Genomic DNA, 24,110 nt, shown 5'->3' with positions numbered 1-24,110 from the left:
CCATTTATCGACACGCACACGTCCCGATGGCGGTGCTCTGGAGATTATGCTGCAGAAATGGATTGTTACCCTCCAGCAGGCGGTGATGAAGGAGAACGGTTATATGCCGGACTCCCCGCAGCTTGGGGAAGAGGTAGAACAGCGGATCTATACCGTGGCTTCCGAGATGCGCGGGCTGGTGCACGGATTTGATTTTGCAAAGGTGCTGGCCGCGTATTGGAACGGGCATAAGCATGGAGAGGATGAGCTGAAGCAGGATGCGCTGCGCTGGCTGCGCGGCGAGTTCGCCACCCGCACGGAGGCGCGGAAGGCGCTGGGTGTGGGTGTTATTATCGACGATGACAACTGGTACGATTATATGAAGCTATGGGCAGAATTCACCGGTGCGATCGGTTATAAAGGGCTGCTGTTGTTTATTGATGAAGGTGTGAACCTCTATAAGATTACGAACAGCATCTCCCGCCAGAGCAACTATGAGAAGCTGCTGACCATGTTCAATGACACCATGCAGGGCAAGGCCGAGCGGCTAGGGATCTTCATCGGGGGCACCCCGCAATTCGTTGAGGACGGTCGCCGCGGCCTGTTCAGCTACGAAGCGCTTCGTTCCCGGCTAGTTGCCGGGCGGTACGGCGCAGCCGGACTGAACAACTTCACCGGCCCGATCATTGCGCTGGAGATGCTCTCGCATGAAGAGATACTGGTGCTGCTGCAGAAGCTGCGGGATATTCATGCCCTGCATTACGGTTATGAGGCCAGGCTGACACAGGAACAGCTGGTCCATTTCATGGAGGAGGCTGTCAGCAGACTCGGCGCTGACGAGCTGCTGACCCCGCGTGAAGTCGTACGTGACTTCATGGACCTGCTACATACGCTCAGCCAGCACCCGGAGATTTCCTTCGAGAAGCTGGTAGGCGAACGCACATCTAAACCTGCCGCTGCAGAAGAGAATGAGCTGGACGGGCTGCTCGCGGAGTTTGACCTATGAGTGACAATCCGTTCTATAGGCTGGCACCTTTCATTAAAGAATTCATCTATAAGAACCGATGGGAGACGCTGCGGGAGGCACAGGTGGATGCCTGCCGCGTGCTGTTCGATACGCCGCATCATCTCCTGATTGCCTCCGGCACGGCTTCCGGCAAGACGGAGGCGGCTTTTTTTCCGGCGCTGACCGAGCTGTACGAGCGCCCGTCCGGCTCCGTGGGAATCCTCTATATTGCGCCGCTCAAAGCGCTGATTAATGATCAGTTCACACGGTTAAATGATTTGCTGCGCGAAGGCAACATCCCGGTCTGGCACTGGCATGGCGACGTGCCGCAGGCGGATAAGACGAAGCTGATGCAGAAGCCTTCCGGCGTACTCCAGATTACCCCGGAGTCGCTGGAAGGTCTGCTGATGAACAGGCCGAATGCCATTCCGGCCTTGTTCCATGATCTGCGCTTCATCATTGTCGATGAAGTGCATGCGTTTATGGGCGCGGACCGCGGCATCCAGGTGCTCAGCCAGCTGGCGCGGATTTCGCGGATGGCCGGCTGCCATCCGCGCCGGATCGGGCTCTCCGCCACGCTCAGCGAATACGCCTCCGTGACGGAATGGCTGGCCGCCGGAACGCGGGAGAGCGTGGAGGTGTCGGCGCCGCAAGGGGGACGCAAGCTCCGCCTCAGCGTCGAGCATTTCTCGTTCCCGGATGCGCGGGACGAGGTGCAGGCCGAGCATCTGGAACGGGCGCGCCAGGCTTACTATGGGTTCATCTATGACCATACGCATCTGAAGAAGGCGCTGGTCTTCACCAACAGCCGCACGGATGCGGAGGAGACCATCCTGGAGATGCGGCGGATGGCCGCGAAGCGCGGCGAGCGGGATGTGTTCCATGTGCATCACGGGAGCATCTCCGCGATGTTGCGCGAAGAGACGGAAGCCGCGCTCCGGCAGGGTCCGGGCCCGGCAGTGGCCGCAGCGACGCTTACGCTGGAGCTGGGTATTGACCTTGGCGAGCTGGAGCGCGTGCTCCAGCTCGGGGCGCCCTATAGCTGCGCAAGCTTCGTCCAGCGTCTGGGACGCTCCGGGCGGCGCGGCGATGCCGCCTCGGAGATGATCTTCGTCACGCCGGAGGAAGAGGACGAGGAAGCACAGCTTCCGGCGCGGATGCCGTGGACGCTCCTGCGGGCGATCGCGGTCATCGAGCTCTACGTGCGCGAGAAATGGGTCGAGCCGCTGAACGTGCGGCAGCTTCCGGTAGGCCTGCTGTATCATCAGACGATGAGCATTCTGAAGAGCATGGGCGAAGCCGAACCGGAGGATCTGAAGGAGGCAGTACTGAGCCTGCCCTCCTTCCGGGGAATTGACCCTGCTGACTACGATGCCTTTATGGAATATATGATCGGCATGGGTCATATCGAAATGATGGAAGAAGGCACGGTGCTGATTGGGCTGGCCGGGGAGAAGATCGTGAACAACTTCCGTTTCTATGCGGTGTTCAAGGACGATGAAGAGCATGTAGTATACAACGGTACCGAGGAAATCGGCTCAATTACGACGGTGCCGCCGCCCGGCTATTGCTTCACCCTCGCCGGCAAGCTGTGGAAGATTGAGGAGGTTGACACCCGCCACAAAGCCGTCTATGTCAAAAGCTCGCGGGGCAAGGTCGACACCTTATGGCTGGGCGCAGGCGGCGATGTGCATACCCGCATCATGGCCAAGATCCGTGAGGTGCTAGGGTCAACGGCACTCTATCCATATCTTGCGCCAAGCGCTGCAGCAAGGCTTGAACGGGCGCGCCGACTGGCCAAGGAGAGCGGCCTGCTGACGCGCGAAGTGCTGCCCGCAGGCGGCGATTCCATGTTCATTCTGCCCTGGGCCGGAAGCCGGCAGTTCCGCACGCTGGAGCGCCTGCTGAAGAACAACCTCAAGGGCCGGCTCGGACTGCGTTCCATCGTGCCGATGGAGCCGTATTATATGGTTGTGGCCGGACGTACGGATGCCGAAACGCTGGAGGAGGAGATCATTGCCGAGAGTACTGCGGCAACCGATCCGCTGTCTCTGCTCGGGCCGGATGAGGCGCCTTATCTCGGGAAGTATGATGAATTCATTCCCCATGATCTGCTGCGCAAAGCCTTTTCACTGGACGGGCTGGATGTTCCCGGACTGCTGAGTGTCTTGAAGGAGTGGCAGCGCGGACAATAACAATATCATTAACTAATTCTCTAGCGCAGTTAAACTTATGAACTGTAGGATTTGGTTCCGATTGTTAGAGGTGGATTTATTTGATGATTGCATATCGTGCAATAGATTTCTCAATAATCGGAGACAAATCCCATTCTACTGTATTTCGTGCATTAGATTTCGTACGTATGGGATAAAAGCACCTGAATAACAAGTTTCTGATGTACAAATTACAATAAAATAAGTAATCTGGCTGACAAATCGGCAATCTGCTGCAGAGAGTGCAATAGAACGCCTTACCTTAATTTAGCGTCCGCCTATGTTTACACATTCCAACCGTTAATAGCGGTTCAAATCAAGTAATCTGTGAACAACAGCGGCTGGAAGTCCAAACATTCTCTTAAGTCACGACCAATCCCATAACAAGTTCAATGTATCTAGTTCAAACTTAACAATTTCACACATGGAAATTACATGGAAACAGCGGTAGCTATAAAGGGAGTGCTCCCTTTGGGCTGCCGCTTTTTGCTTTTCTCATCTTGGTAAATAAGGATAAACCGGCTGCCCAGCAGGCTACCAAAGGTCAAACGGAAATATAGAAAAGACAAACCTTTATTCTGTAGTTCGCACCTTGTTGGAAGCGCTTAATCAGATGATAATAAGCCTATCACGAGTTAGGGGGCATTAAACAAATGGTCAAAACAAAAATGCAAAAGTCATTTGCCATCGGATTAACCGCAGTGATGGCACTCAGCCTGGCAGCTTGCGGCAACTCGGACAACAAAAGCAATGAAGGCGCAGCCACTAACGCACCGAAGAGCACCGACAGCGGCAACACGGCTACTGCAACTACGGACAGCGGTAAAAAAGTTACCCTCACCTTCCAGAACATCTATCCTGACCCGGCCACACCAGCTTACAAAATGATCCATGAGCTGACTGACCAGTACATGAAAGAACATCCAAATGTCAAAATCGAGCTGGATACCCTAAATACAGACCAGCAAAAAGTGAAACTGAAAACACAGGCAGCTTCCAAAGAAGTACCTGACATAACGATTGTTAACCCGGCCGCACAAATGAAGCCTTTTGTAGACGCCGGATTATTCGCACCGCTGAACGATATGCTGGACCAGAACGGCCTGAAGGATACCTACCAGGAAGGCCTGCTGGACTACTACAGCTTTGACAACAATGTGTACGCGCTCCCTGACGGCAACAATATCGAAGTGGTGTACTACAACAAGGAACTGTTCGAGCAAGCCGGAATTAAGAACACACCAACTACCTTCGAAGAACTGCTGCAGGATGTCAAAATCCTGAAGGATAAAGGCATTACCCCAATGGCCATCGGTGAAAAGGATTCATGGACAGGTTCGTTCCTCTTCATGAACATCCTGCTCCGCACCAACGGCGGCCCCGGCTTCCTGCAAGATGTGCTTGACGGCAAGAAAACCTTCGAAGATCCGGCCTTCATTGAAGCTGTAGACGCGTTCCAGCAGCTGGTTCAGGCAGGTGCATTCCCTGACGGGGCAACTTCTATTGATGCTAATGCCGGCGGTAACATTTTCAAAACCGGTAAAGCCGCAATGTGGTCCATCGGATCTTGGGAAACAGGCGCCATCGACGCTTCTTCTGTAGCCGGTAAAGTTGGAGCCTTCCAATTCCCTACAGTTAACGGCAAGGGTGACCCTAACGAATTCATGCTGGCACCAGGCAGTGTATTTGCCGTATCGGCTAACAGCGAACACCTGCAGGAAACCAAAGATTTCCTCAACTTCTTCGCTTCCGAATATCCTAAGAAACAATTTGAATTGAAAAATGCTGTAGGTATCGGTCAAAAGGTAGACGGCGATTTGAAAGCTGCCGGTTACTCTGATCTGGCTGTTAACATTGCTGGCCTGTTCAACCAAGTGAAGGGCGGCGACCTGGCATTTGATAACACCATGAACCCGGCCACAGCCCAAGTGCACCTAAGCAGCATCCAAAACCTGTTCGTGCAAAAAGTGGATTCCGCTGCAGTTGCCAAAGAACACCAAACCGCTTTTGAAGCAAATAAAGAATAGTTTCTAATAAATACAGCCACCATTACCGGTGCGAAGTGAGCTCAAAAAGGCTGCTTCGCACCGGGTTCTAATGGATATAGACAAAGAATCTGCTTGTTTAGGAGGCGGGAAAGATGAAAGTACTTAAGGTGTCAGCGCGTACAATAGCCGTCTTCGTATTGCCATGTCTGCTCTTGTATGTGTGCCTTGTGTTTGTTCCCATCATAGTGTCTGTATACACAGGCCTGCTCAAATGGGATGGTTTAACGGCTTCGACCTTTATCGGCCTCGGCAATTTCAAGGATATGTTCTTTAATGATCCGGTGTTCTGGCCGTCTGTGAGAAGAACCCTTCTATATGCCGTTGCTTCTATGATAGAAATTCCGCTGTGCCTGTTCATGGCAATATTGCTTAACCGTTATTTGAGAAGAGGCAACACACTGGTGTCCATTTACTTTACACCGGTCATTCTGTCCGTCGTTATCATTGGACAATTGTGGAAAACCGTGTACAACCCAACATCCATGGGCGGTATGCTTAACGGCGTACTGGTCTCCCTGGGACTGGACAGCTGGACACATAACTGGCTGACTGAGCCCAAAATTGCGATGTTCGCGCTCTATTTTGTATCCTTGTGGCAGTACTTCGGCTATCATTTACTGATTCAGTATACCGGGGTGCAGAATATTCCGGATGAGCTTTATGAGGCGGCAAAAATAGACGGGGCAGACGGCTTCAAAGCGGACCGTTATATTACCCTTCCGCTGATTGTCCCGATCTTTAAATATCAATTGTACTTGCATTTATCGGTTCCCTGCAGGCATTTGATCTGGTTATGGTTATGACCGGCGGAGGTCCGGCACATGCAACCGATGTAATCTCCACACACATGTACACCAGCTCATTCGGCTCCTTCAAGTACGGTTATGGCAGTGCGATTGCGACCTTCCTGGTTGTGGTCTGCCTGGTCTTTACCGGATTCATCAATACGATCTTTAACCGGATTGAACGAAAGTTTAATTAGAAAAGGAGTGCGCGGTCATGCGAAAAATTAAAAAAGGAATCGTGTATCTTCTTTTCGCCATTCCTGTAGTCACGCAGTTATACCCTCTCTTATGGTTAGTTCTGTACTCCCTGAAGACCAACGAAGAAATTATGGATGGCAGCTTCTTTTCCTTGCCGAAATCGTTCCAATGGCATAACTACAGTGAGGCTTACACGTCAGGCAGTTATCTGAAATATTTGAGTAACAGTGTATTTGTTACCGCAACAACGATGGTTTGCGTCATTGTGCTGGCCTCAATGGTAGCTTATGCAATCTCACGGTTCCGCTGGAAGTATGGAAACCTCGTGATGACGATTTTCCTGATGGGGATGATGATCCCGATGCAGGCTACGCTTCTGCCGCTGATGATTATTTTCAAACATATTCATGTGCTGAACACGCATTGGTCGCTGATTCTGCCGTACATTGCGTTCTCCACTCCGATCGCCGTCTTTATTCTCTCAGGCTTCATGCGGGACATTCCGCACGAGATTGAGGAATCCGCCTTTATCGACGGGGCCAGTGTCTACCGGATCTTCCGCAGCATCATTTTGCCGGTATCGATACCTCCGGTAATGACGGTATGCATCCTGACCTTCATCAATATCTGGAACGAATATATTCTCGCTGCAACCTTTATTTCGTCCGAGAAGCTTAAAACATTGCCGTTCGGGGTCTATACCTTCGTTAGCCAGTATTCGGTCAACTATGGGAATATCGGCGCATTTCTCGTCATGGGCGCATTGCCGGTAATCCTGATCTACTTCTTCCTGTCTAACCGGATTACGAAGGGTATGGTAGCAGGGGCTGTTAAGGGCTAATATGCGTTGCTTTTAAAAAAGCATTGGATTTATAATAGAGAACGGCAGGACAGGGTGCTAAGAAGGAGGAGAGTCCTATGCGAAACGGCTTTCATTCCATCCATCATCGGTTGTTTCTGCTGTTTCTTTTTTGCATGTCCAGTATTCTGCTCATAGTCAGCCTGCTGTACTATAACCGGACTACGGTTCAATTGCATGAAAAGATCAGCGATTTGTCGCAGAAGAATGTGGCTCAAACGGCGGGGCTGTTCACTTTGCTCTATAAAGGGTATGACGCCTTATCGAAATCATTAAGCAATAACTTTGAGATGATTCGCCTGCTCAATGAAACAACGGATGAACCGGCAGTGGCATTTATCAACGAACAGACGATCACCAATATCATTGGCTCTATCTTTTATTCACGCGATGATCTGGTTGGGATTCATGTCATTACCGATAAGGGGAAAATCTATAATTACGGCAACTATATGAATGTGGTGGACCCGGATTACAAGACTGAGGACTGGTACAAACAGCTGCGAGCTTCTTCAGGAAAAATGGTCTGGCTGGGGGTATACGAGCATTCGCTGATCGACCAGGTCGAGGACAGTCCTGTATTCGCTTTCGGGCGGCAAATTTTTGACCTCAATGAGCATAAGCCGATTGGTATTGTCCTCTATGAGACTAATCCCCAGCCCGTTTTGGACGCTCTAGACAACCTGAAGCTTGGTGCGCACAGCCAGGTCTATCTGATGTCACAGGATGGCCGTTTTGTCTCATCCGCTACGGATCCGTCGCCGGTGGTTGAGAATCTGCCTTCCCTGCAGACCTCAGAGGACGTAATGGTTCAGCAGGAAGCGGACCGGCTAATCGTCGCCTCCAAGCTCTCCTTCTCGGGCTGGTGGGTTATGAGTATTACACCGGACAAAGATTTGAATGTGGAACTGATTGAGATGAAGCGTTATCTGCTGATCGTTATATCGATTCTGATTATTGTATCCACGCTGATCGCTTTCATTGTATCGCGGAGCATCTCCTCCCCGCTGAAGAAGATGATACGCGAAATGCGGCAGGTAGAAGTCGGTAATTTCCGGGGCATGGTGAATGTCTCCTCTTATCAGGAGATCAACATCCTCGTCGCTTCGTTTAACCGGATGGTGCGGCGGATCGAAGAGCTGATTGAACGGGTGAAGCTGTCGTCGGTCAGCGAGAAGAACGCGGAGCTGCATGCGCTCCTGTCTCAGGTCAATCCGCATTTCCTGTACAATACCCTCGACATGATCTACTGGATGCTCGATGAGGAAGGGAATGAGCAGCTTGGTGAGCTGGTGTTGTCACTGTCTTCCATGTTCCGCTACAGCAGTCAATGGGAGGACGGGGCGGAGGTCACGCTTGAGGAAGAGCTGGAGCAGATCGGCCACTACCTGAAGATTATTTCGATCCGGCTGGAAGGCAGGCTGCAGATTGTTACAGACATCGATGAACAGTGGCTGCCTATCCGGGTTCCTAAGATGACAGTGCAGCCAGTCATAGAAAATGCGGTCAAACATGGTTTGGAATCCCTTGGCCGCCAGGGGATCCTTAAGGTGTATACCCGCGAGGAAGGGAATATTCTGAAACTAATCGTGGAAGACAACGGGAACGGAATGGATGAAGTACAGCTTCAGCGGCTGCTTCATTCTCTCGAGGGCAGTAGTCCGAAGGAAGCCGGCAAAAGCGGCATCGGACTGCAGAATCTGCACCGCCGCCTGCAGCATATGTTCGGTGAGACGTATGGCCTGCAGATCCAGAGCTTTCCCGGAGTAGGAACGCAGGTTGCGATCCTGCTGCCGATTAATGTGGAAGGAGACACGCTTACGTGAACATTCTCATCGCCGATGATGAACGGGTAATCCGTGAAGGCATCAAGCGCACAATCGAGAATATATACCCTGAATATCAGGTTTATGTTGCAGCCAGAGCCGAGGATGCGGTTAAGGTGATGGAAGAGCAGCATATCCACATTGTTCTGACGGATATCCTGATGCCGGGGATGAACGGCCTAGAATTTATGAAGATTTCAAAGCGCAGATATCCGTATGTGAAATGGGTTGTGATCTCGGCACACAGCGAGTTTTCTTATGCGCAGGAGGCGGTTCGCCTCGGGGCGAAGGATTATCTGCTTAAGCCTATCGGCAAGAACAAGCTGCAGGAGATTATCAACAATCTTACTGAGGAGATCCAGAAGGACAGTGACATTTCCAGGCAGGGGGAGCGGCTGAGGGCAAGCCTGCGGTTTTTGCGTGAGGGTGTGTTCCAGCGGCTGGCATCAGGGCTTGATATCGGCAATCTCGATATTGGACCATTTATCGAAGACTTCAGTAATTATTATCTGGTGATGGTACAGATGGATCCCGGGGAAAGAAGTGTCAGGCTGGAGCACTTTATCGTGGAAAATGTGCTGTCCGAGCTGGTCGAGCGGCATGGACGGGGATTTGTCGTCAGCTATGACCGGCAGAGTCTGCTGGGTTTGGTTACTTTACGGGAGAACTCGGTGATCGAGGAGTTTCAGCAGGAGGTCCGTGAGCATCTTACCCATTATTTAAAAGTCCCTTTTCAGATCCTGCATTCCGGCCTAAGCTACGATTTCAGCACGGTTCCCCAGGTGGTTAAACGAATGAGGGAGGCTTCGGCCTCTCAGGCTTTTGAGCTGGAGCCGCTTAAGGGAAGCGGCGAAAAGGCGATCGATGTCGCCCTGCATTATATCAAGCAGCACTACGCCGAGGATCTGTCGCTTGAGAAAATGGCCTCGGTGGTATTCCTCAATCCGGCGTATTTCAGCCAGCTGTTCAAGCACAAAACCGGCCAGGGATATAAGGAGTATGTCACCTCCCTGCGGCTGGAGCAGGCGAAGCTGCTGCTGCTGAATCCGAAGCTGAAGCTGGCAGAGATTGCTGAGCGTGTGGGGTATCAGGATATGAAGCATTTCACGCAGATGTTCCGCAAGAAGTTCCAGCTCACTCCGACGGAATACCGCCAGCAGGAGAACATCAACATTCTATTATCCAAGGGGATCCCGCCGCAGTAAACAAAAGGAAGCTGATACCGGTTATCGAAACCGGTGTCAGCTTCCTTTTGTTAAGAGAAAAAATCTGTCTTATCCTTATTAGCCGGACGCTTAGATGTTGTTTGTGCTGAAGTTGAAGGTGTTGATTGCATCGTTGCCCGCTCCGGCAGCAAATAAAATAATAATAATAAACAGCACAATTAGCAGCGCATAGATAATCGTTCCGATAATGCCACAGACCAGCCCGGCGATGGCCAGCCCTCTGCCTCCTTCATAACGGTTGCGGATCTCTTTCAGGGAGATAGCTGACATAATAATGGCAATGATCCCGAATAAGAGGCCAATATAAGGGGTTATGATGGATAGTATCCCCAGTACCAGGGCAGCAATGGATTTACCATTGGTGTGCGCCGGCGGGGAAGGAGGAGGCGGGTAATAATCTTGTTGTCCAAAGGGTTGATAGCTCATGAGTAAACTCCTTTAAGTGTATTGTTGTCGCTGAACATCTTACAAGCTCATACGAACATTATATTATAGAAGTTCCACATATAGGAGAAGCGCTTTAACTTATTTCGGCTGATCGATGTAATTCATCAATGCAAATTAGTTTACTACAAAACCAGCGGCTGACTTCATTTATATTTACGGATATGTTCAAGCTTAACTACTGAAACTATTCCGAATAGACTTAGCAGCAGACCCGCGGAGAACATGACCGAAGCTACACCAAACTCATCTGCACCAGCCGAAAATAGCGCCAGCCCCATAGGCGGGGCCACACTCATCAGTGAACCGAGCACCCCGAACATCCGACCCTGCAGCTCCTCAGGCACCTCCAGCCTTAGGATAATGTTAATTAGAAGGGTACTGAAAGAGAAGGTGAACCCGATCAGCAGAATGATAGGGAGTGCAGCATTCATTGATTCGGTGACGGAGAGGAGCATGTATAACGGGCCTAACAGCAGCAGGCTTGCAGAGACCACACGGCCGCGGTGTTTGATCCGGCTTCCGGCGAGGAGGATCATCCCTGAGCCCAGCATATACCCTAGCGGAATACTCCCTTCGAGCAGTCCAAACTGAAAGGGAGCCGCCTTCCATACTTGTACAGCCATCACTTGGGTAAGCATCAGGGAGGAAAGGAAAAATAAGGCGAGCACGGGTAGCAGGATCGTAATCGCTCTGGCAAAAGAGTGGCCCCAGATGTAGCGGAAGCCGCCGGCAACGTCTTGTTTGAATGATTTGGCCGGTTTCCCAGCCGCGGATTTGCTTGACCAGGAACCGGCAACCAGAATCAGCAGGAATGCCATTAAAAAGGTCATTCCGTCCACAAATATCGCCCAGGCTCCGCCTACAGCAGCGACAAATATGCCGCCGAGGGCATAGCCCAATGTACGTGAGATATTCTCGGACAATGTCATCCAGCCCGCAGCCTGCTGAATATGTTCCTTGCCGACAATCGTGAGCAGCGAAGCCTGAAATGCCGGAGCCTGAAATTGACCGGCAGCAGTAACAACTCCGGTAAGGCAAACGATGAGGAGAAAAGAGGGAGAGGATTGTGTCAGCGTGAAAGCAATGCCCAGCACCGTAAGACTCTGAACGAAATAGGAGCACAGAATCAATGTTCTGCGGTCAACACGATCAGCAAGGGTGCCGGTAACGCTGCCCAGCAGGGAACACAGGATCAGATTACTGATCGTCATGATACTCATCATTTTTGCGCTGCCGGTGGACTGCAGCACCCAGAGGCTTAGCGCCAGACTGTGAAAAGCATTTCCCAGAATGGACAAGGTACTTGCTGAGAACAACAGCAGGAATATCCGGTTCTTATGCAGACTTGGATACTTCAAAGGAGCCGCAGACAACGGCTTATCAATATCGGCAACAGATGGAATCATGGCGATAACCTCCTAATATAACTAAACTTAAACGTTTAAGTTATTATAGAAAATTTACGGGAGAACTTCAACCAAAAATTGATTGCCGGCCAAAATTCTTGGATCCTCCTGAATATGCTTCAGCGACATCATCAGCTCAAAGGCTGTCTCTGCCCGGTTGTTCTGAAATTGGATCACTCGCGTGCCGTTATCGACAATTTCTGGTATGCCGCAAGTACACAGTGCTGTAATGGAGGAGGCGATTCCGGTATGCTCAACCGCTTTTGCCAGAAATTCATTCATCACAATTACATGCTTTCCGCGGTTCTGCTGCAAGAAGTCCTCCAGCGTGCCCGGTGCTCCTGCGGGATCAGCTGCAATGTAGATATTCTCTTTACTAAATCCGGAGCTGTCCGTAATCCAGGTTGTAAGCGCCTGGTTGTGAAAGCTCTCCATAACCAGACAGGAAGGCACGGCAGCGGCGGATACAGCGGATTTTAGGGCAAGCGGATAATTATAGTTCACCTGATTAAACATCCGGTCATTGATCAGGCTGTCGATCAGAATCAGCGGCACGCCATCTACGAAATTAGCAGAAATCCGGTAAAACATCTTCTCCATGACATCTACAACGAAGACGGCATCTAGCTTGCGTTCACGGATTACATCCATCGCCGGATTGTGGGGATCCAGACTGATCAGCAGTGTATGGTACCCGGAGGCTGTTAGCTTTGATTCGAGGCTGTCCACCAGCGTCAAATAGCTCTGGCGCTTCCAGTAAGGAAGCTGGGGAGATTTGTTGATTAATATACCGACCATTCCTGTCCGCTGAACAACCAGAGAACGCGCAGCGAGATTCGGGACATAATTCAGCTCCTTGGCAATCTGCAAAATGCTCTGGCGCGTGGGATCGGGAATCGTCTGGTTTTTTACATTATTCAGTACATAGCTGACCGTAGCTACAGAAACATTCGCCAGGCGGGCGATATCCTTCATCGTTGCTTTTTTCATCCTGAATTCTCCTTTACTTGACCCTAGAAGAAAAGACTATCACCCGTAGCCCGGACAAGTCAATCCACTGCAGATTCAATATTTAAAAAGGCTGCTCCTGTCCTGAATCGACAAAGAGCAGCCGGGCTGCAATGATATTAAGTTTCGTTTTTGGTAACCCCGTTCAGGCTCGGGGCATAATCGGCAGCTTTTTCTATGGTCAGCATTTGCGGTTCTTCAGTAATGGAAGCGCGATTCTGCTGATTGTTCTTCTTATCGGCACGATTATTGTCTCGGTCATATTTGGGATCGGCACTGTTTTTAGGCATAGATTTCACCTCCGTTTGCTTAGGGATAGTATGAGACGGCCGGCAGCATTTTATCCCAACAGACGGGGTCTGCTATAATATAGCTGACAATCGGAAAGAAACTTTTCAGTGAAGAAGGTAGATATCATCGCAAATTCCGTTATCCCTGTTGAGGTGGTTCCCTATAACCCCGGATGGAAAACAGAGTTTGACAAGATTAAAGAGCGGATGCTGGAGATGGTCGGCGACCTGATCCTCTCTGTGGAACATATTGGAAGTACTTCTGTTGATGGCTTGTCCGCCAAACCGATCATCGATCTGGATCTCGTGATGGAGAGTTATACCGTATTGCCGGAGATTATTGAACGGTTTCAGCAGTATGGTTATGTGCATTGTGGGAATCAGGGAATCGAAGGCAGGGAGGTTTTCGAGCGCACGGCGGATGACGGATTTATGAACTACCATCTCTATGTATGCCCGAAGGATGGCAAAGGCTACCTGGAACATATCGCCTTTCGCGACTATCTGCGGGGCCATCCATCTGTAGTGAAAGAATATGAACGGGTAAAGCTCTCCCTGGCACGGCAATATCGCTATGACAGAGAGGCCTACACAGAAGGTAAGACGGAATTTGTCCGTTCTATTTTAGACAAAGCCATGCATTAAAGAGCTTGGGATTTAGTCCCCGGATAGTCCGTTTGTTCTGTCAATACAAAACCCCTGCGAACTCCGGCAGGGGTTTTGCTGTGTTTAGGGAAGCCGCTGCTTAATTGTTGCTCCGCAGGGCTGCCCGGTATTCACTTGGCGGTATGCCGAAATATTTACGAAACTGCTTGGAGAAATATAGGGCGTCGTTAAAGCCGACAGAGGAAGCGACCTGATCGATGCTAAGCGTTCCTTCCAGCAGCCCTTTCGCTTTGTCCATCCGCATTTTGAGCAAATACTGCTTAGGAGACAGGCCAGTCCTTTGCTTAAAAGCCTTGGACAGATGTGCCCGGTGGTAGCCGAGTGTTGCGGCGATCTGGTCGATGCTGATCTGCTGGTGGAATTGCAGCGAGATCCAGCGGATGGCCTGGTCAATCTGCCGGTCAATCATCTCAGGCATTTCTTGAGGACGGGCCGGCAGCACCTCCAGATTGCTAAGTCCGAATTTATGGAGCAGCAGGCGTGCCCAGCCCGAAGCCTCCAGGCTCTCCAGACGCGGATAGGGGGATTGCTGGAAGGACTGCCGGGTCCGTTCGTATAGACTGGTCAGTTCATCTACATTCTCAGCATGCAGCAGCGGCCGTTCCTTGGTAATTCCGGCATCGGAGAGCAGAGCGGCTACGGAGTTGCCCTGGAGGGCTATCCAGACATAGTGCCAGGGTAAAGTGTCATCCGCCTGGTAGCTGAACAGTGCACCTGGGAAAATGACAAAGGTGTCGCCACTGCGGCATTTTTGCGAAATATTACCGCACTGAAAGAAGCCCTCTCCTGCCAATACCGTATGGATCAGATAGTAATCATGCACCGCCGGTCCCATTTTATGCCCCGGGTAAGGTTTACCTTCCCCGCTGAACAGTACCGCGAGATCAAGCTCATCCGGTACTGAATTGAATCCTGCGGCGAAATAATAATGCTCAAAATTCATGAGCGCCTCCTGTGAAAACATGCTTTGCCCAAAAATAAACTACTATCACGCTACAATAGTCCGCAAGGAAAAGCAAGATAGAGATCATATTAACCTCTTTCCCGGTATCGGGAGATATGTGGGACAAAAATCACATACAATAAGCCCCCGGGGGGGATATATTCTATGAGAATAGTTCTCACTAATTCGAACGGAACAGGAGCGAATACAATGGGAGAAGTGACGTTTGCCAGTGAACCGAGGAAGTCTGGGATAAGAGCAATATGGGAGAAGAATGGCGGGATTTTGATTGCCGCAGCTTGTCTGGTCCTGATTGTATTGGCGTGGGTACTGGAGAAGCAGGAGATGCAAGCCGGAGCGGTTATTTTGTTCGTGCTGGCTTATGTTGTCGGCGGCTACCGCCAAGCCTGGGAAGGGCTGGAAACCTTGATTAAAGAGAAGGACCTTGACGTGGACCTCTTAATGGTTGTAGCGGCGGTCGGTGCAGCAAGTATCGGCTACTGGCTGGACGGGGCGGTGCTGATCTTTATTTTTTGCTTAAGCGGGGCGCTGGAAGAATATTCGATGGAGAAGACAAACCAGGATATCGCGGCCATTCTAAAGTACCGTCCGGAAGAAGCCGTGCGGCTAAAGGGTGAGTCTGAAGAGAAGATCAAAGCCTCTCAGCTTCAGAAGGATGACATCGTACGGGTCCGGCCAGGTGAACGCATACCTTGCGACGGTACTATTCTTGAAGGAAGCTCAGCGGTGGATCAGTCGACGATTACCGGTGAATCCATTCCTGTAGACAAAACCCTGAATGATGCTGTATTCGCCGGAACCATTAACGGGCAAGGTGCACTAAGGATTCTCGTTACAAAGGCGGCGGAAGACACTTTGCTCTCAAGGATTATACATATGGTGCAGGAGGCTAAAAATGAGCTTCCGCCAAGCCAGCTTTTTGTGGAGCGGTTTGAAGGTATTTATGCAAAAGGTGTTGTCCTACTGGCACTGCTGCTGATGATTCTGCCACCGTATCTGTTCGGCTGGACCTGGGAGGAAACCATCTACCGGGCGATGATATTCCTTGTTGTCGCTTCACCGTGTGCGCTCGTCTCATCGATTATGCCCGCGGTCCTCTCCGGGATCTCCAATGCAGCCCGTAAGGGAGTTCTGTTCAAAGGCGGAATTCACCTGGAGGGAATCGGCAATATACAGACTGTTGTGTTCGACAAAACCGGAACCCTTACTGAAGGCAAACCGAAGGTTACCGATGTGTACCCGGCAGAGGGAGTCACAGAAACGGAGCTGCTCTGCCTCGCGGCTTCTCTGGAGAAGCTGTCCCAGCACCCGATTGCCAAGGCTATTGTGGATCACGCTGAAGACAAGCAGATCATGCTTGAACCGGCTGCTGCGATGCAGGCTGTGACCGGACTTGGGGTTAGCGGCATCGTAAATAATACAACTTGTCTCATCGGCAAAAGAAGTCTGCTGAGTGACCTTGTCCTCGATGAGGAGCAGCAGACAAAGGCAGAACAGCTGGAAGCGGACGGGAAAACCGTTGTTTACGTGGAAGCCGGCGGACGTTTTGCCGGATTGCTTGCGGTTCATGATATCGTTCGGACTCAAGCGGCAGAAGCTGTTGCACAGCTCAGGGCCATGAACAAGCATGTTGTTATGCTTACCGGAGATGCACGGCATACTGCGGAAGCCATTGCCCGCCAGGTGGGGATTGAAGAGATCCATGCTGAAATGCTGCCTGATGGCAAACTGAACATCATTAAGGAATTGTCCCGGAAACATGGCAAAGTGGCGATGGTCGGTGACGGTGTGAATGATGCTCCTGCGCTGGCTGCAGCCTCCATTGGCATTGCGATGGGAGCAGCCGGGAGTGATGTAGCGCTGGAGACGGCAAATGTGGTGCTGATGAACGATGATATTACTAAGATTCCTTATGCTATAACCCTGGGAAGCCGCACCAGCAGGGTAATTAAACAAAATATTTCATTCGCGCTTGCAGTAATTCTGATCCTTGTTGTATCGAACTTCTGGGGCGGATTGAATCTGCCCTCCGGTGTGGTCAGCCATGAGGGAAGTACGCTGGCGGTAATTCTGAGCGGGCTGCGTCTGCTGAGATGATATAACAACCGATAACCCCTGCCAGTTACCCTGCGGGGGTTATTGGTCTAATAACTAATGGTCTCCGTTACTTTAATCAAGAAGCTGCGGCTTCGGCTTTGCCCAAATAAGATGGACCATGCCCATCCAGTAGCTTTCCACCTTATGAATGATGAGACCTGACTCTTGAATCAGTCCGACAATATTTCTTGTATGGTGACATCCATAAACACGGTATAAAAGCGGATTAACTACTTTTTGAACAGTGGATAATGCAGGATTAGAGCTGACCCCATGCTCCAGGAAAAGAATTTGCCCATCCGGTTTGCACCACCGGCTGATTTTTTCCAACACCATTAATGGATTATTGTAACTGCAAAAGGATAGGGTAGAAACAATAGTATCGAATGATTGATCTGGAAAGCTCATTTCTTCAATATCCGAACAGATGAAATCACTATCCATATGATAATGTTTTGCCGCCTGTTTTGCTTTCTCCAGCATCGCCTCACTGAAATCAGTTGCGGTAACCTTAATCCCCCGGGGATAGTACGGGAAATTTGCACCCGCTCCTACAGCAAGCTCAAGCACCTTGCCTTTCGCATGACTTAAAAGATGCTGGCGCCAACGCTTCTGATTGGCATTTTCTCTGTTTTTCTCATATTGGTTTGCTTGCTTATCAAAGATACGGATTAACTTTTGCTTCTCCATGAATCCCCCGCCTTAAGATTAATTGAATTTCGAACTACATCATCTATCTACTACAATAATAATTCCTTATGTCAAACTTACAAGTATAACCAACATTAGATAAAAACGTAATGCAGAATACAAATATTCATAACAGGTAACATACTAAACCTATTCTTGTTATAATACCTCTAGCTGGTATTTGTAAGAAAAGACAGAATAAAGCTGGGGGTAATTATGGTTCAGGACGCAAATGAGGATTTTCATGAAGAGGATTTCGAGCATAAATACCGTAAGCAGATTGTTAACCGGCTGGCCCGGATTGAAGGGCATGTCCGTGCTGTGAAAGTAATGACCGCCGAAGACCGTGACTGCTCAGAGGTATTGCTGCAGATTGCTGCCATCCAGAAGGCGCTGGACAAAGCGGCTAAGCTGCTGCTGAAGGATCACCTGGAGAACTGTGTGGTCAAGGCCGTCCATCACGGCAATCAGGACAAGGTGCTGGAGGATCTCAACAAGGCCCTCGATAACTATATCCGGTAACAGACAAGGCTGGGAGAGCTGACTCTCCCGGCTTTTTATTTTGCTATGTTCCATCCGGTGGAATGCACAATGTCATAGGCGCTTTGCCCGAAATATGATATTTTTATGCAAATTTCATTACAAGGGGGATAACCTATGATTACTTCAGACAATCTGGAAGAGTATTTTATAAGAATCGGCAGGTTGAAGCAGCGTTATTTGCCGGAGCGGTTTGAACAGGATCTCCCTACGTTTAGTTCCCATCCGGAGGCTGCGGACTGGTTCCGCACATTGTTCCAGGATAACTTTATCTTTGTGGAGGTTATGGAAGCAGCGGGCACTGAATCCTATTACCAATATGATATCATTCATGACCGGGAGATCTGGGAACGCCGGCAAAGAGATATCCGTGAAAAAGGGACGGCGAACGGGCTTGGAATGCTGCTCTGCGCGCAAAGGGTGGACATCTACGAGGACGGATCAGTGCATCTGGCAGTATAGCGGGAGTTATACAATAAAGGCAGGGCTGGGCGAATATCACCGTCAACCCTGCCTTTATTTTGGGACTAGCATTGCACAAAGACGGGTCCTTGTTTTTATTGCAAAAGAGCGTGGGAATACATGTCTTCCATACTTATCCTAGTGTATCCCGCAACAAGGGGTGCTTTTCCGAAAACGAGAGAAAACCGGTTTCTTCATGTCTAAAAATCAGAATAAACGAGTAAATTCCAACGACAATAGATCCAAAGATCCATTGACCGGGAATAGGCGGGAGACTATAATCAAAATCAAGAAAAATTCATTGGATAAGGGGAAGGGTGTTTTCACCTTATGCAAAACTTATTTTGCAAACGCATACAATGGATCTTTCCCGTCGGACTCTGGGGGTGGTTATACTACAACGACAATGCGTAAGTTGTTCTCTTATTCGCATTTTTGCAAACGTTTGCGCAATTTAAAATCGATTCACATCCGATGAGGAGGTAGTTTATTTGGTGAGAAATAAAACGAGGCGTTTTCTTTCCTGGTTCATTATTTTTGCACTGTGCTTCAGCTTGTTCGGGGCAGCCGGCGGAGCTTCTGCCAGTAATACCAATTATACTGTCACGTACACCAACACTACAGCAACCGCTGTAACTTTGCACTGGACTACCAACAACTGGACGACGCTTACGGATACAGTCATGACCAAGAGCGGGACAACATTCACGGCCAACATCACTGTTGCCGAAGGTGCAACATTAACGTATTGCTATCATATTACTGCTCCGACTGACAGCTGGGACAATAACAGCGGGAAGAATTGGTCTGTCGTTATTCCAGCCGCCGGGAAGTACGAAGCGGAAAGTGTAGTCCTGTCAGGCGGCGCCAAAGTAAATACTAATCATACCGGTTATTCCGGAACCGGATTTGTGGACGGATACACAGCAAGCGGAGCTTCTTCAACCTTCACTGTGCAGGCCTCAGCTGCAGGAGCGTATAATGCAACTCTGCACTACGCTAATGCTTCCGGCAGTGCCAAGACTTTATCTGTTTATGTTAACGGCACAAAGGTAAAACAAACCACCTTAGCTAATCTGGCCAACTGGGATACCTGGTCTGATCAGACGGAACCGCTTACCTTGATGGCAGGCAATAATACGATTGCCTATAATTACGACGGGGACGACAGCGGAAATATTAATATTGATTATGTGATGATTCAGCCAGGGATTTCTCCAACACCTACACCATCTCCAACACCTACACCTACACCATCTCCAACACCTACACCCACAGTCACTCCAACCGTAACGCCTACCGTAACTCCAACAGCCACACCAACTGTCACTCCAACACCTACTTCGACAGCTACCGTCTCACCGACGCCAACATCCACGGCAACCGGCATTACGGTTCATATTAAAAAGCCTTCAACATGGAATTCAGCGGTCCGTATTCATTATTGGAATATGAATCCGTCGACGGTCCCGATTAGTGGGGCATGGCCGGGAATTCTAATGAATTCAGACGGAAATGACTGGTACAGTTATACGATTGCCGGTGCAGCTGGCACAAGCCTAATCTTCAACGATAGCAATGGCAAACAGACAGCCGACTTGGCGCGAACTGTTAAGGAGAGCTGGTATTACACAGATAACGTCTGGTATGAGACGAATCCGGAAGCGCCTAAAATCCCGGTAATCACAGTCTCACCTGCTCCAAAAACATACGATTCTGCACAAACGATTGCACTATCCAGCAGTAACAGCAGCGATAAAATATATTACACAACCAACGGTTCTACACCGACAACAGCGTCGCCTTTGTACACCTCGCCTATACAGGTGTCCTCCTCCTTGACGATCAAGGCTTTTGGAGTCAATACCAGCGGCCAGGGAGGCAGCGTGGCATCTTTTGCCTATGTAATTGATCTGAATGCCGACCTGCAGGCTCCAACCATTACAGCGAATTTGCCGGTAGGGCAATCCACCACCGCAGTTACCGTCTCTTTCAATATCAAAGACAACAAAGCTGCAACTACTTCGGCGTATTATACAGATGATGGTACAGAACCGACTTCGGGCTCTAAAGCATATATTTCCGGGAATGCGCTGGCTGGTCTGGCCGGACCATCGATTCTGATCTCCAAGACCACCACCTTAAAGTTCCTTGTAATCGACGCAGCCGGTAATCGTACCACCCAAAACTTTGTGTACAGTATCGGCAATAAAGGGGACTTCCGGGAGGATTCCATTTACTTTGTGATTACTTCCCGTTTCTACGATGGTGATACCAGCAATAACGTACATGCCTGGGATGACGCCAAAGCAGGGAATCCGGATTCGGATCCGGCCTGGAGAGGGGATTTCAAAGGGCTGATTCAAAAGCTCGATTACATCAAAGCGCTAGGCTTCAGCGCCATCTGGATTACTCCGGTAGTACAGAATGCCAGCGGTTATGATTATCATGGCTACCATGCGATCAATTTTGCCAAAGTCGATCCAAGGTATGAGTCGGCCGGAGCGTCCTACCAGGATCTGATCACTGCCGCCCATGCCCGAGGAATTAAGGTCATCCAGGACATTGTCGTCAATCATACCGGTAATTTCGGGGAAGAGAATCTGTTCCCGATGTTCAAAAAGGATGCCACTAAGGCAGATACGATCGCTAATCTGCTCAAAATTACGGATAAGCTGCCGGCCAATTACGATACCATGACACCCGACCAGCAGTATCAGGCGAGACTAGCACTTATGAAAACAGCAGAGACCAATAATAACATCTACCATACAGAGAAAAGCCTCTCCTGGGAATCCTATACGGTACAGACCGGGCAGATTGCCGGTGACTGTGTGGATCTCAACACCGAGAACCCTGTTGTGAATCAATATCTGATCGACAGCTATAACCAGTATATCGATATGGGCGTAGACGCCTTCCGCGTGGATACCGTGAAGCATGTAAGCCGTTATATTTTCAATAAATATTTCGTTCCTGCCTGGAAAGCCAGAGGCGGTTCCAACTTCTTCATCTTCGGTGAAGTGGCTACCCGGTATAGAGATGTCTGGAACAGTGGAATTCCGGCGATTTCAACCCCGTTCTATACCTGGAAATCTGCGAAATCGTACCCTGGCGACGGTCAAAATGATTACGCTTCCAACAAGCTGTCTGTCGAACAGGAATGGGCGGACAATTCAACAACCGCGGGGCAGCCGACCTCGAACAATGCTTTTCTGAACGGCAATACGTATCACGCTCCGGATTATTCAATGAAATCAGGCATGGATGTCATCGATTTCCCGATGCACTGGGCGTTTAAGTCTGCACAGGAAGCCTTCAGTATGCGCAGCGGTGATCAGTACTATAACGATGCTACCTGGAATGTGACCTATGTGGACTCCCATGACTATGCACCTGACCAGGCGCCGGAGAATCAAAGATTCGCAGGAACACAGGATACATGGGCCGAGAATCTGGCGCTGATGTTCACCTTCAGGGGCATCCCGGCCATATTCTATGGATCCGAAATCGAATTTCAAAAAGGGAAAGTAATTGATATTGGCCCGAATGCGCAGCTAAGCACAACCGGTCGCGCATACTATGGCGACCACATTGAAGGCAGCGTGACGGTACAGGACTTCGGTAAATACACCAATGCAACCGGTACGCTTGCTGAATCGCTCAATTATCCGCTGGCCAAGCACATCCGGCAGCTTAATTTGATCCGGAGAGCCGTTCCCGCGCTGCAAAAAGGCCAATATTCCACGGAGAACGTGAGCGGTGAATTGGCTTTTAAAAGAAGATACACAGATGCCTCCAAAGGCATAGACAGCTTTGCGCTCGTAACGATCTCGGGCAATGCTACATTTAGCGGTATTCCAAACGGAACCTATGTGGACGCAGTGACAGGTGACAGTAAGACGGTTACCAACGGTACTCTTACATTGACCTGCTCCGGTAAAGGGAATGCACGGGTGTATGTATTAAATGGCAGCGGCGGAATCGGTGAAACAGGAACGTATTTGAAGTAAGCTAATACAATAGGAGAGACCGCAAAGCAGCAATCACTCTGCCTATCAGGGTATTTGCTGCTTTGACTTATTTAGGCGTTGAAATGGTACAGAGAACTGGTGCATGGTAAAATAGATTCGACAACATACAGAGAAGAGTGAAATGATGCGGATAGGATTTTTTGATTCCGGGATCGGTGGTATGACTGTACTTCATCAAGCGTTACGGCTTCTGCCTCATGAGGATTACATTTTTTATGCAGATACCGTGCACGTACCCTACGGGGAGAAACCCAAGGAAGAAGTAAAAAACTATATATTTAATGCCGTTGATTTTATTGCTGCCCAGGGTGTAAAAGCAATGGTGATTGCTTGTAATACTGCGACCAGTATTGCGATAGAGGAGCTCCGTGAGCGGTATGATTTTCCGATTCTGGGTATAGAGCCTGCCGTCAAACCCGCTGTGCAAAAGTGGGAGGTTAACCGAAAAAAAGTACTGGTTCTGGCAACGAACCTTACCCTGAAAGAGGAGAAATTCAATATTCTGGTGAAGCGTCTGGATCATCAGGATATCGTCGACAGTCTGGCGCTACCGGCGCTGGTAGAGTTTGCTGAGAAATACGAGTTTAACGAAGAGCAGGTTATCTGCTATCTGAAGAATGAATTAACCAGGTTTGATTTATGCCAGTACGGGACAGTTGTGTTGGGCTGTACGCATTTTCCGTATTTCACTAAGGAACTGAGAAAGCTGTTTCCTGATGACACAGATTTTATTTCAGGCAGCGTTGGAACCGCAAAGAACCTGCAACGGATCCTTGAAGCTAACCATCAGCTGGATCATGGCACGGGAGATATTATATTTTATAAATCCGGTTTTAGAGTAGAAGATGATTACACCTTAGTCCAATATCAGAGGCTGCTGGGGATGCTGGATGGATTGTCTACTTAAAACAGGCTGCTGGCGACTAACAAAAAACGGATACAGTCCTTTAAATGGACAATGTATCCGTTTTTTGGTTTGCAGTTTAAATAAACCAAGTCCAATCCCTTATCCGCATGTTTTCACACCAAAACGCGCAAACTTTGAACAAATATGAAAACATGTGAGGAGAAATAAAGGATGAGCGAATCGTTAATTATGGAAACCATATGCCAGTTAGCTATACCCTTTGGAACTAAAGAATCGATAGACAAGCTGATAAAGCATGCGGAAAAAGCCCAGTATGTGCACTAGACATGCATAAAAGCTAACATGAAAATTCATTTGAAACAATTTACTATTTATGGATAAAAAAGATAAGATTGCTCTGGTGGAAAATGAAAAAAGCCCTAATGTAGAGAGTGTAGGCAGGTTACCCACATCTCTCCACAAAAGGAGCTCAACCATAGGTAACATATCGCAAAATTA

The 24,110-nt window shown here is 49.5% G+C and carries 17 protein-coding genes and 2 pseudogenes; 13 read left to right on the top strand and 6 right to left on the bottom strand.

Translation table 11 applies throughout. The features are described from left to right. The 7 genes and pseudogenes from AQR02_RS12425 to AQR02_RS12395 all read left to right on the top strand — a co-directional run. Positions 1-985 (top strand): annotated as a pseudogene (locus tag AQR02_RS12425) (ATP-binding protein); the annotation flags it as partial. Beyond that, on the top strand, positions 982-3,180 hold the full coding sequence (locus AQR02_RS12420; protein ID WP_054940767.1) for a DEAD/DEAH box helicase: 2,199 nt from the start codon (positions 982-984) through the stop codon (positions 3,178-3,180). The pseudogene AQR02_RS12425 and the gene AQR02_RS12420, both read left to right, overlap by 4 nt. 671 nt (positions 3,181-3,851) lie before the next feature. After that, positions 3,852-5,225 (top strand): extracellular solute-binding protein, encoded by a 1,374-nt coding sequence (locus AQR02_RS12415; protein ID WP_054940766.1) that lies wholly within the window; start codon positions 3,852-3,854, stop codon positions 5,223-5,225. A 113-nt stretch (positions 5,226-5,338) separates the two neighbouring features. Further along, positions 5,339-6,228 (top strand): annotated as a pseudogene (locus tag AQR02_RS12410) (carbohydrate ABC transporter permease). A gap of 17 nt (positions 6,229-6,245) precedes the next feature. After that, on the top strand, positions 6,246-7,070 hold the full coding sequence (locus AQR02_RS12405; RefSeq protein ID WP_054940765.1) for a carbohydrate ABC transporter permease: 825 nt from the start codon (positions 6,246-6,248) through the stop codon (positions 7,068-7,070). Between the two features lie 77 nt (positions 7,071-7,147). Beyond that, complete coding sequence (locus tag AQR02_RS12400) at positions 7,148-8,914, top strand: cache domain-containing sensor histidine kinase (protein WP_054940764.1); 1,767 nt, start codon at positions 7,148-7,150, stop codon at positions 8,912-8,914. Continuing rightward, the gene (locus AQR02_RS12395; RefSeq protein ID WP_054940763.1) at positions 8,911-10,119 is read left to right on the top strand and encodes a response regulator; all 1,209 of its coding nucleotides are present in this window, start codon (positions 8,911-8,913) and stop codon (positions 10,117-10,119) included. Before AQR02_RS12400 ends, AQR02_RS12395 begins: the two co-directional genes overlap by 4 nt. Positions 10,120-10,209: 90 nt before the next feature. Here AQR02_RS12395 and AQR02_RS12390 read toward each other — a convergent pair whose 3' ends face one another. The 4 genes from AQR02_RS12390 to AQR02_RS32845 form a co-directional block, all read right to left on the bottom strand. After that, positions 10,210-10,566, bottom strand: a complete 357-nt coding sequence (locus AQR02_RS12390; RefSeq protein ID WP_054940762.1) for a DUF4190 domain-containing protein — start codon at positions 10,564-10,566, stop codon at positions 10,210-10,212. Between the two features lie 164 nt (positions 10,567-10,730). Then, positions 10,731-11,993 (bottom strand): MFS transporter, encoded by a 1,263-nt coding sequence (locus AQR02_RS12385; protein WP_054940761.1) that lies wholly within the window; start codon positions 11,991-11,993, stop codon positions 10,731-10,733. Between the two features lie 54 nt (positions 11,994-12,047). Then, positions 12,048-12,983, bottom strand: a complete 936-nt coding sequence (locus AQR02_RS12380) for a LacI family DNA-binding transcriptional regulator (protein WP_054940760.1) — start codon at positions 12,981-12,983, stop codon at positions 12,048-12,050. A 137-nt stretch (positions 12,984-13,120) separates the two neighbouring features. Beyond that, the gene (locus AQR02_RS32845) at positions 13,121-13,291 is read right to left on the bottom strand and encodes a hypothetical protein (RefSeq protein WP_167347613.1); all 171 of its coding nucleotides are present in this window, start codon (positions 13,289-13,291) and stop codon (positions 13,121-13,123) included. Between the two features lie 108 nt (positions 13,292-13,399). Here AQR02_RS32845 and AQR02_RS12375 point away from each other — a divergent pair, with 108 nt between their 5' ends. Next, a complete protein-coding gene (locus tag AQR02_RS12375; RefSeq protein WP_054940759.1) occupies positions 13,400-13,936 on the top strand; it encodes a GrpB family protein in 537 nt (178 codons plus the stop codon). A 100-nt stretch (positions 13,937-14,036) separates the two neighbouring features. Here the strand turns inward: AQR02_RS12375 and AQR02_RS12370 are convergent, their stop codons facing one another. Continuing rightward, positions 14,037-14,900: an AraC family transcriptional regulator gene (locus tag AQR02_RS12370; protein ID WP_054940758.1), complete on the bottom strand. Its 864-nt coding sequence runs from the start codon at positions 14,898-14,900 to the stop codon at positions 14,037-14,039. Positions 14,901-15,065: 165 nt separating this feature from the next. Here AQR02_RS12370 and AQR02_RS12365 point away from each other — a divergent pair, with 165 nt between their 5' ends. Next, positions 15,066-17,018 carry a heavy metal translocating P-type ATPase gene (locus AQR02_RS12365; RefSeq protein ID WP_245237359.1) on the top strand — a complete coding sequence of 651 codons (1,953 nt, stop codon included), beginning with the start codon at positions 15,066-15,068 and terminating at the stop codon, positions 17,016-17,018. A gap of 72 nt (positions 17,019-17,090) precedes the next feature. Here AQR02_RS12365 and AQR02_RS12360 read toward each other — a convergent pair whose 3' ends face one another. After that, positions 17,091-17,708, bottom strand: coding sequence for a class I SAM-dependent methyltransferase (locus AQR02_RS12360; protein ID WP_054940756.1), 618 nt, complete (start codon positions 17,706-17,708; stop codon positions 17,091-17,093). 216 nt (positions 17,709-17,924) lie between these two features. Here AQR02_RS12360 and AQR02_RS12355 point away from each other — a divergent pair, with 216 nt between their 5' ends. The 4 genes from AQR02_RS12355 to murI all read left to right on the top strand — a co-directional run bounded on the left by AQR02_RS12355 (position 17,925) and on the right by murI (position 23,651). After that, positions 17,925-18,230, top strand: a complete 306-nt coding sequence (locus AQR02_RS12355) for a metal-sensing transcriptional repressor (RefSeq protein WP_054940755.1) — start codon at positions 17,925-17,927, stop codon at positions 18,228-18,230. Between the two features lie 135 nt (positions 18,231-18,365). Beyond that, positions 18,366-18,710, top strand: coding sequence for a hypothetical protein (locus AQR02_RS12350; RefSeq protein ID WP_054940754.1), 345 nt, complete (start codon positions 18,366-18,368; stop codon positions 18,708-18,710). Between the two features lie 494 nt (positions 18,711-19,204). Then, positions 19,205-22,723 carry an alpha-amylase family glycosyl hydrolase gene (locus tag AQR02_RS12345; RefSeq protein ID WP_425340007.1) on the top strand — a complete coding sequence of 1,173 codons (3,519 nt, stop codon included), beginning with the start codon at positions 19,205-19,207 and terminating at the stop codon, positions 22,721-22,723. Between the two features lie 145 nt (positions 22,724-22,868). Then, entirely contained in the window at positions 22,869-23,651 is a 783-nt protein-coding gene (gene murI, locus AQR02_RS12340; protein ID WP_054940752.1) for a glutamate racemase, read from the top strand. Positions 23,652-24,110: the final 459 nt, after the last annotated feature.

It is taken from the genome of Paenibacillus ihuae (genome assembly GCF_001368795.1).
Lineage (GTDB): Bacteria > Bacillota > Bacilli > Paenibacillales > Paenibacillaceae > Paenibacillus_AQ > Paenibacillus_AQ ihuae.
This window is presented reverse-complemented; position numbering and strand designations above follow the sequence as displayed.